Raw genomic sequence first — 19,115 nt, 5'->3', positions numbered from 1 at the left:
TCGAGTGACTTATACTTACTTATGTTTACTTACGTTTGCTTAAAGTTAAAGAGAATAAAACGCTATACACTCACATTTTTTAACGCTAACGACCTTAATAAGGCGTATTAGGATGTAGGTATAATCGATGCAAAATGAAGTGAGTAAACATAGTAAAAAACGGTGATATTCCACTGGTTAGTTGGACTATCTATGATCACAGTACTCGTAATTGGTATCTATATGGTCGAAAATAAAGTGTACTCACTCTATTATTGGCATCGTTCATTAGGATATTTATTATTCATTTTTGCTATTTACCGCCTTATTATCAGAGTAAAGGAAGGATTACCAAAACCAAAACACTCTTATACTAGTATTGAGAAAACATTATCAAGAACAGTACAAATATTACTGCTAGCAAGTACAATTATAATGCCACTATCGGGAATATTAATGACAATGATGAACGGATTTGGAGTGATACTTTTTGATCTAGTCATCGTGGCTGCAACCCCAGATCCAAGCAATCCGAGGTTGATGTTGCCAATCAATAGCTCGCTAGGTGATCTGAGTAAAATTATCCACGTTGCTTGTGCCTGGATTATGGCTGGCTCTTTACTATTACACGTATCTGGCGCTCTGAAACATCATGTTATTGACCGCGATGATACTTTAAAGAGTATGTTGAAACTGAAATCGAATTAGAATTAGAATGGCGTCAACTTGAAACTCTTTAAGAAAAGGAAGCCGAGGGAGGCTTCCTTTTTATTATGACAATGAGGTGAGGCTCACTGTGACGTAGATAGTATGGAGCGAGGGACCCCATACTTATTAAAATCAACCATTCTAATATGAAGTGCTAAATGGCGTCTTTCGCATTCTTCATTAAGAAATCGAGTACTAAGCCCTGCTCTTCTGGATTTAGACCTGCACGTGGGAACATACTTTTCGTAATCCCCTTCCACTGCAGCTTGGTAAAGTGTGTCGTGTCTTTTGGACCATGGCATACTGTACAACGTTGATAAAATATTTTCTCGCCCGGTCCTAAATCAGCGGTAGCTTTCGCCTTTAAACCTGAAACGCGCCCTAGGCCATAGGCAATCGCAAATTCAGCTTTTGACTTGTCGATGATCGCTGGTTTTGTGTATGCCTCATTCGGCCCATCCGGATCGGTACATTTCTTCATTTTAACTAACACAGTGTTGGCTGTTGTTGCCTGACTCAGGCCACTTGATGCTTTGTCTGACGTGATAAAGTTAACCAAACCACTGTTACAACGACCTTTACTATCAACCGATGGCCAGCAACCTTCATAAATACTGATAACACCTTTCATTATACGCGGGTCGACACGTGCACCGACTAAAATAGAACCACGCTTGTTGTATACTTCAATTAAGTCACCATCTTTAATCCCACGGCTTTTCGCGTCTTCAGGACTCATCAAGCAAGGTTCGCGGCCTTGAATATTGTCAATATCACGAATACTAGTGTTAGCCATCTGTGAGTGTAGACGCATACGTGGATGTGGACTTACTACGTGTAGTTCATCTTCTTCTGCATTACCTAAGTATTCATGCGGAGGGAAGAATGTCGGAATTGGCGGACAATCGTCCAGTTTATACTTAGCAAAATCACTAGAGTAAAGTTCAATTTTACCTGATGTCGTTGCTAATGGATTTTTCACTGGATCAGTATAGAAATCACCATGTCGAACCCACTTGTTGGCTTCTAATGGTACTTCCATGTGGGCAATACCTTTCTCCCAAAACTCTTTAAACGGCATAGTCGCCGAGCTCTTCGCGTACGCTGCTTCAATCATTTGCATGACTGATTGGCCTTGTTCCATGAACTGATATTCAACATTGAACAGGCTAGATAAACGGCGGAAGATCTCAATATCATCTAGGCTCTCTCCTTGCGGTTTAATGATCTGACGCATCGCATAGACTTTATCATTACTGTAAGTACCGCCAGAGGTAATATCGTTACGTTCTACCGTTGTTGTTGCTGGTAATACAATATCTGACCAGCGTGTAGATGCACACCACCACGGGTCTTGGCACACGACAGTATCAACACTCTGAAGAGCTTTAATCAACTTGTTAGTATCTTGCTGATGCGACATGAAGTTGTTACCCGAGTTATAAATCATTTTCACAAGCGGGTATTTATGGGTTGAACCGTTATGGGTAAACTCGACACCTGGATTATTTAACATCTCAGTAATACGTGATGCAGGGCAGTAAGTTTTAACCAAGTTTCGACCTTGCGATAAACCTGCTGGCGTAGACTTACCTGAAACAGGCATACCACCACAACCATAGTGCCAGCTGAAACCAACACCTTCACCAGGTTTACCAATGCCACCTAACATGCTTGAGAATGCGATAATTGCCCAGTGCTGCATTTCACCGTGATCTTGACGTTGCAGTGACCATGAACCAGCAAACTGGGTTCTGTTATCAGAGAACATCTTCGCCAATTCAATAATTTTAGCTTCCGGAATACCAGTAATCTTAGACGCCCACTTCGGCGTTTTCTCTTCACTGCCGTCTTTACCTAGCAGAGATGGTAAGAATTTATCGAAACCAACTGTATATGTATTAAGGTATTTTTCATCATGTAAGTCATTTTTGTACAAGTAATGACACATAGATAAGAATAGTGCTGTATCTGTACCAGGAATGATCTTAACCCACTCACAATCTAATGCTTCATCGGTAATGGTGAACTGTGGATTAATTGAAACAAATTTAATACCTTTATTCTTAATTGCTTCCCAACGTGGATACATTTGATGATCGGCTACACGGTATTCAACACGGTTATTTTTGAACGGGTCACAACCGATCATACAGAATACCTGAGTATTATCACGAACTTGTTCCCAGGCCGTTTGCGGTGAGTATACTTCCATGTCACCGATAATATGTGGCAGACTGATTTGTGATGCGCCACCAGAGTAATCACCCGATGTTAAGCTACAACCACCAATCATGTTAAAGAAACGGCCTTGTAATACGTTCGGACGGAACACACCTGCGTGGCTCCAACCACCATAAGAGCTACTGAAAATACCTTCGTTACCCGCCTTATCAATGGTATCTAGAATCGCCTTAGCTGTTAGACCAAGTGCCACATCCCAAGAAACACGTACGAACTCTTCTTTGCCACGTAATTCAACTTTGGTATCACCAGTGCCGTTCGTCATACCTTCGAGATAAGACTTTCGCACCATAGGGTAATTAACCCGAGTCTCATGGTAAGTTCTGCTTAATACACCCTCGGTCAGCATTTTAGTTGGCAGCGCATCAATGTCTGATAACGTCTGCACACCGATGAGTTTGCCATCTTTTACCACTGCGTTAAATGCACCGTAGTGAGTTGCATGTGGGATTAACTCGATATCTTTAGCAAATACAGCCTTGGGACCAAATAACGTCAGTGCAGGTACAGCACCTGCGGCTGCTAATGACGATTTCAAGAAATTACGACGACTTATGCTCATGTTTCATACCCCTGAGGATTGTATTAGGATGATTGCAGTAATACTTGGTTACTGCTTTTGAACAATACAATAATGAAATATTGAGAATGACATTGCCGCTTAATATGAATGAATATGACAAGATGTGAACAGGTTATGAATAGATAATGCAACGTGTTGCCTATCTCTAAAGAAATAGAAGGCACACTATTTTCAAAAAAAACTTATTTACTTTATAAAACAGCAACTTGTACTTTAAGCACGGCAACAATTGAAAGAAACCTCATCCAGCAAGCTGTTGTATATAACTTTGTAATTGGTCGACAGAATGCGCAATTAATAAATCAAGTTCTGATAATTGTGATTCAGATAACACTTTATTTTCACATGAATTTTTGCATGATGCTTCGAGTTGTTGGCAGCTGTCGTATAAGGCTACCAGGCCTAAACCCGCAGCAGCACCTTTCAGTTTATGTAATAACGCTTCTTGTTGCGCGGCATCAAGCAATGCAAAATCACTGTAATCCGATAGTGTCTGTCGACAAAATAAATGCCCTAACTCAATAACCTTTTCTACGCCCAGATACTTTAGGTCTTGTTCAAGGATGTCAGTATTTAATAAACCCGAGTTTGAAAAAATAACATCCTTGCTTACCATCGGTGATTGATAAACATCATCAGTACACATCGCATTCACCATTACCTTGGAAATAGTGCTTTTAAGACGTTTCATTTGTACCGGTTTGGCAATAAACCCATCGAAACCAGAGTCAATAAACTTGGTTATATCATCTTTAAACACATGGGCTGAAACAGCGATGGTTTTTAGTTGTCGCTGCCTATGCTCGGCCATAGATCGCAACTGCACAGCCAGCTTGACGCCATCAATATCAGGTAAGTTAATATCTAACAAAGCTAGCTCAACATCCTGATGAGCGTACAGTTCAAGCGCCGATGCCCCGTCGTAGGCACTGTATACTTGATGGCCTAACTTTTGAAGCAGTCCACAGGCAACATCACGATTAATTTGATTATCTTCAACAATGAGGATACGAAAATAGCTGTTGGTCTCAACCACATTTGATACGATAGATAACTGGTCATTAATCAAGGCTTGCGAGGCAACTTCCAACGGGATGTTAAAGTAAAAACAACTCCCCTGCGCCTCTATACTCGTTAACATAAGCGTACCTTGGATTGCTGACACCAGTCGCTGACAAATTGCTAACCCGAGTCCTGTACCCGCTGCACTGCTTAAATTAGCCACTTGGGTGAAGGCTTCAAATATTTCCTGTTGCTTATCCAGTGCAATACCACAACCGGTATCGGTAATACTAAAATTAAGCTGGTCGTCATGCGTTCCAATAGCCAAACTCACACAGCCTGAAGAGGTAAACTTTATTGCATTGTTCACTAAGTTGATAATGATCTGGCGGAGTTTACCCAAGTCAGAAAGCACCCAAGTATCAAGCTCGGTAGCGAGATTAAAGGTTAAATTCAGCCCTTTGCTTTCAGCTCTAGCCCTCATCAGATCAATAATATCATCACCTAAGCGCTGAAGATTGACTGCGCGTTTAGACACTTCAATATGACCAGCTTCAATTTTGGAATAATCCAGAATATCATTGAGAATATCCAGTAAGTTTTCACCCGAGGTTAGGATGGTTTGAGTATAAGTCTGTTGCTGCGTCGAAAGCTGAGTATCAGATAACAGCTCTAATGTACCTAACATACCATTCATAGGAGTGCGAATTTCATGGCTCATATTGGCCAGAAATACGGACTTGGCGTTATTGGCATCTTCAGCCTGTTGTTTGGCTTTCGCATGACCGACTGATTCATTATTGAGTTTTTCATTAATTTGCGTGAGCTGTTCTGTTCTTTGTTTTACCAAGATTTCTAAATTTTCTTTATGCAGACGTAATTCTTTTTCGGTTTCAATTTTTACCTGCTCAAGATTTTTCTTTTTTAAGGCATTATCCCGAAAAATATCCAGAGCCAGTGCCATTTGCTTGAACTCTTCATCATTAGAAGGCTCGACATTAATTTCAAGATCGCCTTCGGCAAGCTTTTTAATCACTTGAGTATGTTTAGATAACTTGAAGATAATGCCTTGATACACAATCTTCCACATCACCCCAATAATCACGATTAATGACAAGATAGTGGCCAACATAAGAATGCGCTGCGACCAAGAAACCAGCTTAAGGTGTTCCTGATTGGTTTGCTGCGCTTGTAGCGTTTGCTTATCTACCAGTACGCGAATACCTTGGTTAAGCTCACTGAGTTGCGTTGAAATAAAGAGGTGTAAACGGTTCTGTTTTTCTTCTAGCACTAAGTACTCTCGTTGTTGACTGATTAACGCGGTAAAAACATCAAGGCTTAACATCGCAGCCTGCACGCGTTTTAAACGATAAGGGTCTTTGATTGAGTCCACCAGCTGATTAATGATATATAAGAGTTCGTTCTTTTGCTGTGTTAAGTAAATCAACTGTTCTGCTTTCTCCGTGTTGATAATTAAGTTAGCTATTTGCCCCAGTTGCGAACTGTATCTTTCTAATGCAGTCATTTTATCTAATAAATTAAGATCTTCGTCAATAACAAGATCAATGTCCTGATAGATAATGTCCTTGTCGGCCCCCTGCTCAATTAAGTCATAAAGCCCACTTAATCTCACTAGTGCAAAGGTACTTGCGTTCGCTACTTGAGATTGTGATAGTTGAAAAATATTGCGCACGCCTTCTGAAACCAGCTGAAACGAAGCTTTACGCTGTATCTGTCCCTTAATTTGCAGTTTGGCATTGTCATTTAACTGACGGATATTTTTAATGACGTTTACTTTTTTTGATACCAAACTGCGAATATTGCGATGAGTTAGCTCTGAAATATCAAAGGCCTTAAACTGTCTGCTAATGGCTTGATTTAGTTGAGTCAATTCGGTATTGATCTGCTGCCGTTCAGTATCACTAGTGGCATTTTTGAGTAAGGTAGTTCGATTGGTGATTTTTAGGCTTATATTTGCCAAGCCTCGCGCACTTGATAAACTCGGCAGAGTTTGTTGGGTAATTTTTTCACCAGTATCGGCAATAAGGCTTAAGCTGTACCAAGACACTGTACTTATAATAACTAATAAGCTGGCAACAAAACTAAACGCGAATAACAGTTTGTTCCCTATACTTTGACGAAAACGCAATGTAAGCTCCTATTAACCTTACTAAAATAACCGCTATTACTAAAATAACGGTTATGACTAAATATAACTTATCCAGTGGTAACCATTTATTTTGAGATTTATTGTGAAACCTTTGTCTGTATTCATCAAGTTACTGTTCATCGCATTACTGCTCAATGCGCCTGTATCGGCAAGCACTGAACAGATGCAAGAGCCAATACGACTTTGTGCGGTTTACCCACACTTAAAAGATTCATATTGGCTAAGTATCAATTTTGGCATGACTGAGCGCGCAAAACAGCGAGCTATATCATTAAAAGTGCTGGAAGCTGGCGGGTATCAAAATAGTCAGGAACAATGGACACAAATTGAACAATGCCTACGGTGGCAAGCCGATGCAATATTAGTCGGCGCTGTATACTATGATCAGCTTAGTGCCAAACTCACTAACCTTAATAAAACAGTCCCCTTATTTGGTTTGGTTAACGAAATCTCCACAACAGAGTTAACCGGTCGCACTGGTGTTTCTTGGTATCAGATGGGGGCTAAATTGGGACAGTATCTTAGTAACAAACACCCAAAAACAGCGAACGAAACAAAATTAAAATTAGCTTGGTTTCCCGGACCAAAAGCAGGTGGTGGTAGTGAGCAAGCGACTTTGGGTCTAAGAGATGCACTGCAAGACAGTAACGTTGAGGTCGTATCAATTAAATATGGCCTTAATAATAAAATGAGTCAGTTTTCGCTGTTAAGTTCAACGCTGGTCGAATTTAATGATCTGGACTATATTGCTGGTAATGCGGTAATGGCAGAGGTTGCGGTTAGTGAACTTGCCAAGTTAGGACAAGACAAGCGGCCACAAATTTTAAGTCATTACCTGAGTCATGCTGTTTACCGTGGAATTAAACGCAGCAAAATTTTGATGGCAAATTCAGATCAGATGGTACTGCAGGGAGTAATGGCGATAGATCAAGCAACTGATTATTTATTACAAAAAAAATATAGAGAGAATCAAGGACCTGAAATACTCACAGTCACTAAAGAGTTGCTCGCGAAATTCCCGACTAAACAATCTTTATCACCAAGTAATTTCAAGCCAGTTTATTTAGTTAATCCCTAGGTGGCTCTTAGGCTGATTTTTTGCTTAGCTCGGCAGCAAATAGATAGCCTTCACCATGAACGGTAACAAAGTATTCCGGATTTTTAGGGTCTAATTCTATTTTATTACGCAGTCGACGTACTAATACGTCGATAGTTCGGTCGTTTGGAGCTTCTACCCGGTGATCGATCAAGTTCAGTAATCGCTCTCGAGATAAAACACGCTCAGGGTGGGCAGTAAAGGCAACTAAAATTTCATATTCAGCTTTGGTCAGCTTTATCTGCTCATCGTTTTGACAAAGTTTTCGCTTCGCGATATCAAAACTCCAAGAACCAAAATAGAATAGCTCATCGTTTACTTCATCTTGAATGGCATTTGCCAATTCATTTTTCGCCTGAGTGGTCAAGGAAATACGCCACAGCAGATTTTTTACTCGTACTAATAGCTCACGAAATTCGAAAGGCTTGGTAACATAATCATCAGCACCCATTTCTAAGCCCACTATTTTATCAATAGCATCACTGCGTCCGGTCACTAAAATAATACCGATATTTGATTGACTACGTAGGGTTCGGGTAATCATCAAGCCATCTTCATCTGGTAAGTTGATATCGAGCATAACAAGGTCGATTTGATGATTAGCCAATACGATATTCATCTCTGCTTTACTCGCAGCCTCACTCACCTGATAACCCTCATGCTGAAAATAACCAACAAGTTTAGCGCGGGTTATCGCTTCATCTTCAACAACCAAGATATGCTTATTTTTCAAATTAAGTTCCTTAACAGCTCTCCATTAACTAGCTAAATGACAATAACGCACAAGGCAACTAATTCACCTGATGTATATCAACATATAAGTGCTAAACGATGAGTGACAAGTCAGCTTTTTCTATTTATGTTACCTAGCGCCTCTTACGTAATGCTAAACGACTGATAATTTTAGAAATATGTTAAGAGGCATTGATACCAACCCATTTTGTCAGAGAAGATCGTACCTTTTTTGATACAACATAAAGAGCAGCTAGAGGGGTTTCAGCTGCTGATTTGAATGACGTTGGTGCAGGAGTAGATATTCGCCTAGGGTGTAGGAGCAGACTCGCTTGTATTTCACTATCGCAACACACTTCCCTTATTTGTCATGCGATTTTACCCTGCATTATATATTGAGGACCTGCAGCACCATTAAGGTATTGTTTACCTGTATCTTCAAAGCCACCTTTTAAGTAGCAAACCCGTGCACCTGGATTTTTACAATTAACAGTTAGATAAACAAAGTTATAAGATGAATCGTTTTCTTTTAGATAGGGAAATAACGCTTTTACTGATGATGTACCTAATCCTTTTCCTTGTTGGTTAAAATCGATAGCGAAAGTTCTTAAACCAACCCCATTCTCGACATGAAATTCATCACCCAATGTATACATAACATCTATTTAAAAAAAACCGACCACCTCATCATTAAGCTTTATTATATGGAGATCAATCGTATCATTTCCACTTTCAAGAAAATCTTCAGCTGTACCAGCCAACTTTACTTGCTCTTCAGTTAAAATCACCTGACGTACTTTTCCAACGCTTGATTGTGTAAGCTTTTCTATTGTAAGCATTTATCCTCCTTGAATTCTAATCAAATAACGCTATATTAAGGTGCTGATGCGAGCTATTACCATATAGCTGGCATCACCCGAGTCTGTTAGTACCCAAGCAATAGGACGTGGGATAATCGTCTGTGTCATCAAGTGATAACCTTGATTGGCTGAAAAGTCTGAAAAGTTTAACTGCATGTCACTAAGTCCCTGTTATAGCAAAGATAGTATCGTGACATATCAGAGGTTGTTAGCCTAGGTTTAATTTATGACTGAAAATGGCTTAATGATAAATTATCGATAGCACCTGCATCTCTTTCAATACGTCTTCATTATTTAATAACTACTCCTTGTCATTTGATTTAACTACTAATGATTTTTGGATCTGAAATCTTTTCACTTTCTCACGTAGATAAGTAAGACGTATACACGTCTAGCCCAGCATAAACTTGGCCCGTTTTTCCCTTATATTTTTAAGGTCCTCGTAATAGCCTCTTCAACCGTTTTACTCGACCCCTTAGACACATCTGAAATATTAAAAAAGAACATACGCCCACCTTCTTTGTTTAAAAATATGTGCATTTTTTATTCTTCGGCTTAACACCCGAATGCATCGCATGCATATTTTCACCACTGAGCTATCACCCCTTTCTCCAGTTTTTTACCCATATTTAACCGACAGGAATATTAACAAGGCCCGTACAGCTTGATTGCAAAGCATGACGAATCACCAAACACACCACAAACAAGTAACTACAAACCGCAAGATAACCACAAAGAGGTAACTGCATTGATGTATATCAACGCATAAACATCAACATCAAGTTAAGATACTTGTTTATATAACAATAAAGTATTACACATGAAATCAATGTCAACTCTACGTAACCTATATCAAAAACACGCCAACGAATTAGAATCATCCGGATATTCATCTTTAGCCGATATTAGCCAACAACCTTTTGATACATTTAGTCAAACGGTACGCGGACAATTAACCACGCAAGAAACCAGTGAACTGTATCGTCATGCCAAAAAATACGTCGCACTTATCCAGGCTGAGCAACAGAATTTAATATGCCGCACTAATCCACAATTAAAAAATATCAAACATCTAGCAATTGAACCACTGAGTAAAACAAGTGTCGGTTACGAGGGGATATACGACCAACGTAACGTCGCCTATACCAACAAAGATTCAGTCGCATCAATGTTTTCGCCAGCTGCTTATCTGACCCAACTCTATCAAGAAGGACTAGCATTACACGATATAAACAGCGCTCAAAACCTAGGTAAGCGCCGCCCCGACTTACAATCGCTGACGTTAAGCCAAGCTAACCTAGACACAGAAGTAAGTACCTTGACTCTGTCCAATGAGATACTACGTGATAGTATTGGTGAGTCTGACTTGAATCAAAGTCTATCTACACAACTATACCCATTTGACTTACCTTTAAACATACCATTTAACAATATTGAAATGGCGCTTGACTTACAGAAAACCAGTTTCAACAAACTCTCGAAGATCTTACCAACACATCGCATAAAAGAAAATACCTACTACGCATTTAAAAACCATCTTCCACCAGCCTTAGTCGATGCATTATTAATAAAAATCCCAGTTGATGATGAGCATAATTTAAATCTTCTGCTTAAACAGCATTTTGGTAGCGATGCCACCGTAGAGTCATTATCTTCAATTAAGACCTTCTGTCAAAAAACAGGGATAAACCGTGAAGAATTAAATGATTATTTAAAATTATCACCACTAAAAAGTAGCCTGTACGTTATAGATAAAAAAACGAAGGGGAATACGACAGTTCCATTCTCTATTTCACCGAATGAAGCAGGAGCACAATACCTAAATCACAATGCTAATGTTGATAATAATTTAATCACAGTGATTGATGAACACCTTCAAATGGATACCTCAACGATTATAGATTTACCCAATAGCCGAAGTTACCTTTTACCAACGACCACTCATAATGCACTAACATTTAGGCATCAATGCACAACGTATACCAATGGACACGGAAAAGGATTTGTACAAATAAGGATTGTTGGTGATAGTGATGATAGTACTATTCTTGAAACGAGAAAAATAAATCCGACATATAGAAATTGGAATGAATTTACTATCGACTTAAATAAAACAGTAGGTAAGTCTATCCAAATAAATTATAGTACCGCGCCGGAAAATGAAGTTCCAAATGACTGGACTATAACCAGGTTGACCTACAATAAGGATATAAATAAAATAAATCACACGGCTTTCATTAAACTTAGCCAAATAATTCGCTACTGCAAAAAAACAGGCTTAACGCCAGCGACAATCGATACCTTAATCATGCTATCACAAGATAAAACAACGCAGGGTGAGACAACGATAGTCGCGATCAATTTCCAGACGCTGCAACTTACAGGCCGAGTCTTAGATTATATGGCGCGCTATAGTATCAGTGAAAATGATGCAGTGATATTAGCAGGTGGCTCTATCAATATCTATGAGAAGACTGGTGAAACGAATCAATTTGATAAATTATTTAATAGCCCACCATTAAACAACCAGTATTTTACTACCGATGATAAAAATACGATCAATTTAAGTCCTGAATACTCAAAATATGAACTCGAACGCTCTGTACTTAAACGAGCATTATCAGTTGATGACGCCGGATTACTGACGCTGTGTCACATCTGTACGCCTGACATAACTGAATGGATAAGAAGTCTTGATAATATCAGCCTATTATATCGCGTCGGATTATGGGCAAAACTGCATAACCTAACCCCGCAAGCGTTACAGCTTATTTTACAATTGAATAATAAAAAAGAAACACTAAATGCAGTAGACTTACAGATGGCCTTTAAGTGTCTAAAGACTATTGACGAATCAATGCAGTGGTTAGAAGAACAACAATTATCAGTGGTAACTCTCAATGCTATGACCACAACTAAATACCCCGAAATACTACTTCCTGAAATGCGAAACTTACTTGAAAACCTGTATAATTCCATTGATAACAAAGCACTACTCGGTAATTATGGCTTAGCAAGCATTTCGGCTGAACCAGGGCGGTTCGGAGCCCCCCTTCAAGTCGATACTTGGTTTAACCGAGCCATTGAAGATCATGATTCAGCTCACCAATTTAGTATTCAAATTAAGCAGGATGAGAATGAACAATACTTTGGTACCGCTACATTAGAAGCTTACTCCGCTACCGGAGAGCGACTCGAAACAAAAGAAAACGTGGAAATACCTAACGAAGCGTACATTTACAATAACATACCCACAGATACAGTACGAATTCGCCTAATATTGGAGGTAACTAATAATACTCTTTTGTCTTCAATACCCTTGACTATTACATCATTAGCTTATCCATCTAAAAGCCAAAAAGTCGCGACGACTCATATACTTCCTACAGAAAGTACACTCCCTACTCCTGCCCCTCTGGGGCGACCTCCTAAATCACTAAAAATGTGTTTAGCCTCACATCTGGCATCTAGTTTAGGCCTGTCTGGTATCGATCAAGCCGTGATACTACAGGATTGGATAGACTTGATTGCACAAGAACAAGATTTAACGTTAACCTCAATAGATTCGTTTTGGCAAGAAATAATCAAACTTTGTGACAATGATGAAAATACACTTGCCAATAATACTGGTTTAGCTACCTTCTGTCAGGCGCTAGGACAATTAAGCTTAATAATAAAAAATTGGCAGTTAAGTAGTGTAGAGTTAGCACTTTTAATATATAAACCAAAAATACTGTCATCTGAAAATGTAAAGTTGTCACTCACTTTAGCCAATCTAAAAGAAATAAGTGACTTTAAGCACATGCAAGTACAGATTGGTGAAGCCTCAAATGAATTATTAGCCGCCCTAGATCAAGGGAAACTTGACATACCTCTATTAGCACATTTACTTAACAAGCCTGAATCAGAGGTTTTTCAGGCTGCCACCACAATGTCTCTTACAGATAAAGGTTTTATCAATGTTACGCAAGCGAACTATATTAACTTGCTATTACAGGATTCTGAAAGATTAGGGATATCAACGCAGAGTTTAGTACGGCTACTTGAACTATCGTTATACTCCGATAGTTACGCTTGGCAGCACTTATCAAATGCTATATTAAGTGGTTTACCCTCGATTAAGCAGGCACAGATAACTGAAAAACAAGATCAAGTATTAAGTGTAGCCCTGTGTGCTTATTATCAAAATAAATTTTTTCATTCAAATATAAGAATAAACACACGCGATGATATATTTCAATACTTACTCATCGACAATCAAGTATGCAGCAGTATCATCACGACCCGTATCGCAGAGGCTATATCGAGTATTCAGCTTTATATTAATCGCTGCTTGCAAGGTCTCGAAGTGAATGTGAATCGTAATTATTTTACAGGTATTTTTTTTCAAGATTGGGACATATATAATAAACGCTATAGTACTTGGGCTGGTGTGTCGCAACTAGTCTATTACCCAGAAAACTATCTGGATCCAACACTCCGTTATAATCAAAGCAACTTACAACAAAAATTATTGGCCGAAATCAGCCAGAGTCAATTAAGCAAAGAATCGGTAACAGCCGCTTATATGAATTATTTGGATAGCTTCGAGGAGATCGCCAACCTCAAAGTATTGTGTGGTTACCAGAACTCTAACGAACTGAATAAGGGAAAAAGCTATTTCACTGCACGCAGCTACAACCAACCTTACACTTATTATTGGCGTAGTTTAGATCATGAGGCATCTGATGGCCTACATGGTTTTATGGCCTCGGCATGGACACCATGGGAAAAAATTGACAGCCCAATCCAAGCTATAACTGACGAAGTTCGCCCCGTAATTTTTAATAGCAGACTATATATTAGCTGGATTGAAAACAAGTCTACTCCGACAAATAATCCGTCAGTAGAGGCAAACCAATGTGACCTGAAATTAAGTTACTATAAAATGAATGGTAATTGGTCACCTGCAATTACCATTAATATCGATCGTTTCAAAGTGCAATATGAAACTCAATCTGAAGCTGATTATAGTAATGGGGTAACACCACACGTTATAATAACAAATGATGGTCATGCTAACGTCCAGTTAACAGGGGTGGTACGGCCACTAGAGAACTATATTCAGGTTTTAGTAGATGGTGTCGTAATTAATCCAACATCACCTGATGTTGATTTTTTCGATGTATTAAGTATTGATAACTGGACTGGCGATAACACTTATCGCTGTAAACCAAAAGATAAAAATAACTTTGAGATTATCATAAAAACAGGGGATGAGAATTTCTGGAACCCTAAAACGTCTAGACCTCCAACGTATCCAATAACGTCCACTTATAAGTGCACTAGAATATCCCCTATTCTTTCCGATACGTACCTCTCTTATAATCCTAATTATGATGGAATTATGTTCATGGCTTACGATCGTGACACCATCGTTCCAAATGATTCAGACTCTTTAGACTCTCCTTATGGAGGTTATATCAATAGTCAACTTGAATTTACCTGGATTAATGACTGGAAAGATATATATAGTTATATCTCAAATAATATGAACAGCGGTGTTGTACAAAATAAGGTTATTCGCAACATTAATACGGTGAATTTTAAACCCAGCATCGAATCTACTGTTAGTATAAATAATACAGAGAACACCGAGATCAAAATATCAAGCGTTGAGCATACCGAACTATTAGTAGATAATTCCGAATTACCTCCTCAATTAAGTCTTAGCATAAACACATCATTCGATTTACAAGAGAATTACATTGAGCCTTTACTCGTTAATGAAGAAGGTGATGTAATAAACGATCAAAATTCTAGTTTTGAAGTGAAATCCTGTAAGATTAATTCACATTTTAGCCGTGATAAATGTATACATGAGGCAACTGTCAAGATTGATAAAAAGCACGTGTTTGGTATTAAAGCAGGCAATGTTTTGCAGCTCGGAGATAGCCATCTTTTTAGTGAACAACCAAAAGTGAAATTCGAAAGCCAACAGGACCAAACTCTTAAAATAACTTTTACCGCTAACATTAAAAAATCGATATTAAATAATTCTTATGCATTTGTATATATACAGCTTTACGGTCAATTTATAGGAGAAATTTATTATTATGAAAATTCAGGCGATACAGCGTGCACTTGGGAACACACACTAACAAGAGAAGATCTTAGATGGATGAGTCTAATCTATACAATCTTCGTAATATCTCCTTATGGTTCAAAAGTTTACGTCGTAACAATTCCAGAATTTGAAGCTAAGTGGGCACCAAATGTCACGATAAAGCTCGGAAGTAACTCGGTAACAATTAAAGAAGGTGGACTTCATTCGAAAACATTAACTTATATTCAAAATCTCGACGAGAAAAACAAGTGTGAAAAAATACAAATTAACATTAGCAACAGCAGTTCTGAAAATTGGCAACGTATTGATACTTTAGGCTACAAGGATTATCAACAAAAAAAATTATATACTTATAATTGGGGGGATGGTGATATACCTTTAAATACAGATGGTGAACCTATCATTATCCACGTTCAAAAAAATATTCCATCGCAAGGTTTGATAATATCCCCTACGTTAATCATTAAAGAAGATTCTAAGAGTATATATAAAAAAGCCTTTGATGTCAGCGTAAGTACATTAGCTAATGACACCCCCAATCCGACAGACTTCTTTAGGATTGAAGAGTCGAGCAGTAAAGTACAATATATGGACTCCAACACCACGAATCCCAGACGAACTCGCCTGAATACCCTGTTTTCTCATGAGCTAGTCAAACGTGCCAACGTAAGTTTAAATCGTGTACTAAGTTGGGATACTCAACATTTAAAGGAGGCTCAGCTAGGAGAAGGTACCTATGTTAAAATAACCCTTTCTAAATATGATCGTGGTATTCACGGTTCTGATAAATATTATAGATTGTACCTTTGTAGTTATTTTTACATATATGACAGAGTTATTCTGGCCGAAGGCGTATTGAGTGAGGATAATAATACCGAACTTACCCTATTTATACCTCGTAGCCCGTTTGCATGTGGACATAAAGATAATCTATATATTATCGCAAAATATCAGGGCGAAGAGACAGACAGTATCCTATTTAGCCGAGAAGATAAATCGGACCCACACGGCTGGCTTCTAGATGAAACCTATAATAATGGCACATTCGAAGGTTTAATTTCAGCCGAGGCGCTAAAAAATGATTCTGAACCTATGGATTTCAGTGGCGCGAACGGTTTATATTTTTGGGAACTGTTCTATTATACGCCAATGCTTGTGGTAGAAAAGCTACTTCAAGCGCAGAATTTCGAGGAGGCCGAACATTGGCTGAAATATGTATTTAGTCCTTCAGGTTATTTAGAAGGTAAATTACCTAATCTACGTCATGTTGATCGCCAATGGAACATGCGTCCTTTAGCCGAAGACACCGCTTGGGATAACTCTCTGACCGATAGCACAGATCCAGACATTGTTGCTCAATCCGATCCGATGCATTATAAAGTGGCCACATATATGAAGCTAATTGAATTGCTTCTCGCTCGTGGCGATATGGCTTACCGGCAGCTAGAGCGCGATACCTTAGCCGAGGCCAAAATGTGGTATGTCACGGCTCTCGATTTACTGGGCAATGAACCGGATCTTCCCCTCGCTGAAAATTGGCAAGATCCGACATTAGGCGTAGCAGCTAGTAAAGCAACCCAAGCACCTCTGAGCTTGGGTCACTCAGTGGTTCGCACCGCGAATACTTTAACCGAGGTATTTTATCCGAGTAAAAACAGTAAAGTAAAAGCTTATTGGCAAACCCTTGCCCAACGCCTATACAACTTTCTTGGCGATGATCTAGATTTTCCAATAGGCCTAACAAATAGGCAAAAGATTAAGCCCTTGGTTCACCCAGAAATTCGTACAGCGAATGCTTTAAGCAAGGTATTTCACCCTAGTGAAAACGAGAAATTAAAAGCTTATTGGCAAACCCTTAATCAACGCCTATACAACCTGCGACATAATCTGAGCATTAGTGGCGAACCACTAACTTTACCCTTATACGCCACACCAGCAGATCCTAAAGCATTACAGAATGCTGCAGCTGCAGCAGGTAATATTGGTAATGCGCACCTGCCGAGAGTCAGTATCGCTATTCAGCGTTTTCCAGTGATGTTAGAGAGTGCCCGTGGTTTGGTCAATCAACTGATTCAGTTCGGTGACAAGCTAACTGCAATACGGGATAATAAAGATAATGAAGCGCTTGGCATATTATTACAGACCCAAGCAAGCGACCTAGTAGCGGTCAGTCTACAGTTACAAGACAAAACTATCGAACAATTACAAGCTGAACATCAAACATTACTAACCAGTCTACAAGGAGCCCAATCTCAATATGACAGCTATCAGCAGCTACTAGATGAAGGTGTAAGTACTGTTGAAAAACAATGTATTGAAAAACGTATTTACGCAGCCTCTTTGAGCGGCGGCATCGGCGCTATGCAAACAGCCGCAGCAGCTTTAAATATACTACCGAACACCTTTGGTTTAGCTAACGGAGGGGGAAAATGGGGAGCCGCCTTCGAAGCGGCGGCCTCAGGTATAGGGGTTACAGCTAGTATTCTAACTGACACTGCAGAGGCAAACTCCATCTCGGAGCAGTACCGCCGTAGAGAGCAGGAATGGGCGCAACAGCGTGACGCCTCTAAATATCTGGTCCAGCAAATTAAGGCTCAGCAAGTTAGTCTCGAAATTCAAGTTAAAGCGGCCCAGCTACAAAAAAATCATATAAAAATGCAGCAAGCGCAAACTCAAGAGCAATTAAATTTACTCAAGACCAAGTTCAGTAATGCAGCCTTGTATAGTTGGCTACAGGGACGTTTATCAGCAGTATTCTATCAATTCTACGATATCACTATTGCCCGTAGCTTAAAAGCACAGCTGGGCTATCAATGGGAAACCAGAGATTCCGCCACCTTTATCCAACCAGGCGCTTGGAATGATAATCATGCAGGTTTGCTGTGCGGTGAAGCGCTCATGCTCAATTTAGCTCAAATGGAAGCAGCTTACATAGACAGAGATATACGGGCACTTGAGGTGCAGCGTACTGTTTCTATGGCTCTGGCTATGAAACTAAATAGCGCTGAGTTTACTCATAAGATTAAAGAGACATTGAGTGATAGTAAATCAAGTGATCCAGACAATAATGTGTGTAAACACACCATAGAGTTCAAAGACTCTCAGCTTATCGCAACCATCAACCTCTCTAGCTTGGCGTTAGACCAAGACTATCCAGAAAACTTAGGCACGACGCGTCGTATCAAACAGGTCAGCGTATCACTGCCAGCCTTGCTAGGGCCTTATCAGGATATCCAAGCTATATTGGCATACAGCGGTGCCGGTGGAGGAATCCACCAGAGCTGTCGCCATGCAGCAATATCACATGGGTTCAATGATAGTGGTTTGTTCCAGCTGGACTTTACCGACAGCAAATATCTGCCGTTTGAAGGCTTACCGATTGTCGGCGAAGACGGTAGTAGCAGCTTGTCACTAAGCTTCCCTAACGCAAAGGGTAAGCAACAAGCATTGCTGGAAAGTTTAAGCGATATAATACTGCATATCCGCTATACCATCCGCAATTAAACTAAAAATGAGTCACATTTTTATCAAAACATGACTCATTATTTATTGTTTCACTTCAGCCACAGTGTTGTCGTGAAACCTAAGTTTATTCTCGCTTACTCTGCATTATTTCATATTGCTCAATAGCGTTT

Annotated in this window: 9 protein-coding genes; 3 read left to right on the top strand and 6 right to left on the bottom strand. The window is 39.4% G+C overall.

What is annotated here, in order from left to right; genetic code table 11:
* The first annotated feature begins 162 nt into the window (after positions 1–162).
* Positions 163–687 carry a cytochrome b gene (locus BT797_RS20970; RefSeq protein ID WP_075473383.1) on the top strand — a complete coding sequence of 175 codons (525 nt, stop codon included), beginning with the start codon at positions 163–165 and terminating at the stop codon, positions 685–687.
* A gap of 154 nt (positions 688–841) precedes the next feature.
* Here BT797_RS20970 and BT797_RS20965 read toward each other — a convergent pair whose 3' ends face one another.
* Together BT797_RS20965 and torS are read right to left on the bottom strand one after the other, a co-directional pair.
* Positions 842–3,493, bottom strand: coding sequence for a molybdopterin-dependent oxidoreductase (locus BT797_RS20965; RefSeq protein ID WP_075473382.1), 2,652 nt, complete (start codon positions 3,491–3,493; stop codon positions 842–844).
* A gap of 262 nt (positions 3,494–3,755) precedes the next feature.
* Positions 3,756–6,665: a TMAO reductase system sensor histidine kinase/response regulator TorS gene (gene torS, locus BT797_RS20960; protein WP_075473381.1), complete on the bottom strand. Its 2,910-nt coding sequence runs from the start codon at positions 6,663–6,665 to the stop codon at positions 3,756–3,758.
* A 103-nt stretch (positions 6,666–6,768) separates the two neighbouring features.
* Here torS and torT point away from each other — a divergent pair, with 103 nt between their 5' ends.
* On the top strand, positions 6,769–7,764 hold the full coding sequence (gene torT, locus BT797_RS20955) for a TMAO reductase system periplasmic protein TorT (RefSeq protein WP_244534273.1): 996 nt from the start codon (positions 6,769–6,771) through the stop codon (positions 7,762–7,764).
* Between the two features lie 7 nt (positions 7,765–7,771).
* On the opposite strand, the gene torR is transcribed toward torT, so the two are convergent.
* From torR to BT797_RS23710, 4 genes are all read right to left on the bottom strand, one after another.
* Positions 7,772–8,515 (bottom strand): two-component system response regulator TorR, encoded by a 744-nt coding sequence (torR, locus tag BT797_RS20950; protein ID WP_075473379.1) that lies wholly within the window; start codon positions 8,513–8,515, stop codon positions 7,772–7,774.
* Between the two features lie 367 nt (positions 8,516–8,882).
* The gene (locus tag BT797_RS24415; protein ID WP_244534274.1) at positions 8,883–9,170 is read right to left on the bottom strand and encodes a GNAT family N-acetyltransferase; all 288 of its coding nucleotides are present in this window, start codon (positions 9,168–9,170) and stop codon (positions 8,883–8,885) included.
* Positions 9,171–9,179: 9 nt separating this feature from the next.
* Complete coding sequence (locus BT797_RS24410; RefSeq protein WP_244534275.1) at positions 9,180–9,353, bottom strand: hypothetical protein; 174 nt, start codon at positions 9,351–9,353, stop codon at positions 9,180–9,182.
* A gap of 30 nt (positions 9,354–9,383) precedes the next feature.
* On the bottom strand, positions 9,384–9,530 hold the full coding sequence (locus BT797_RS23710; RefSeq protein WP_422615835.1) for a hypothetical protein: 147 nt from the start codon (positions 9,528–9,530) through the stop codon (positions 9,384–9,386).
* A 664-nt stretch (positions 9,531–10,194) separates the two neighbouring features.
* Between BT797_RS23710 and BT797_RS20940 the strand changes: the two genes are divergently transcribed.
* On the top strand, positions 10,195–18,984 hold the full coding sequence (locus BT797_RS20940) for a Tc toxin subunit A-related protein (RefSeq protein WP_075473378.1): 8,790 nt from the start codon (positions 10,195–10,197) through the stop codon (positions 18,982–18,984).
* The last annotated feature ends 131 nt before the right edge of the window (positions 18,985–19,115 follow it).

It is taken from the genome of Moritella viscosa (assembly GCF_900120065.1).
GTDB classification, from domain to species: Bacteria; Pseudomonadota; Gammaproteobacteria; order Enterobacterales; family Moritellaceae; genus Moritella; species Moritella viscosa.
The sequence above is the reverse complement of the archived record's forward strand: the minus strand, read 5'-3'. Positions and strand labels throughout refer to the sequence as shown.

Excerpts from the sequence above, each read along its gene's own strand:
- BT797_RS20965 (WP_075473382.1), bottom strand. The coding sequence starts at position 3,493 with ATGAGCATAAGTCGTCGTAATTTCTTGAAATCGTCATTAGCAGCCGCA.
- BT797_RS24415 (WP_244534274.1), bottom strand. The coding sequence starts at position 9,170 with ATGTATACATTGGGTGATGAATTTCATGTCGAGAATGGGGTTGGTTTA.
- BT797_RS24410 (WP_244534275.1), bottom strand. The coding sequence starts at position 9,353 with ATGCTTACAATAGAAAAGCTTACACAATCAAGCGTTGGAAAAGTACGT.
- BT797_RS23710 (WP_422615835.1), bottom strand. The coding sequence starts at position 9,530 with ATGCAGTTAAACTTTTCAGACTTTTCAGCCAATCAAGGTTATCACTTG.
- BT797_RS20940 (WP_075473378.1), top strand. The coding sequence starts at position 10,195 with ATGAAATCAATGTCAACTCTACGTAACCTATATCAAAAACACGCCAAC.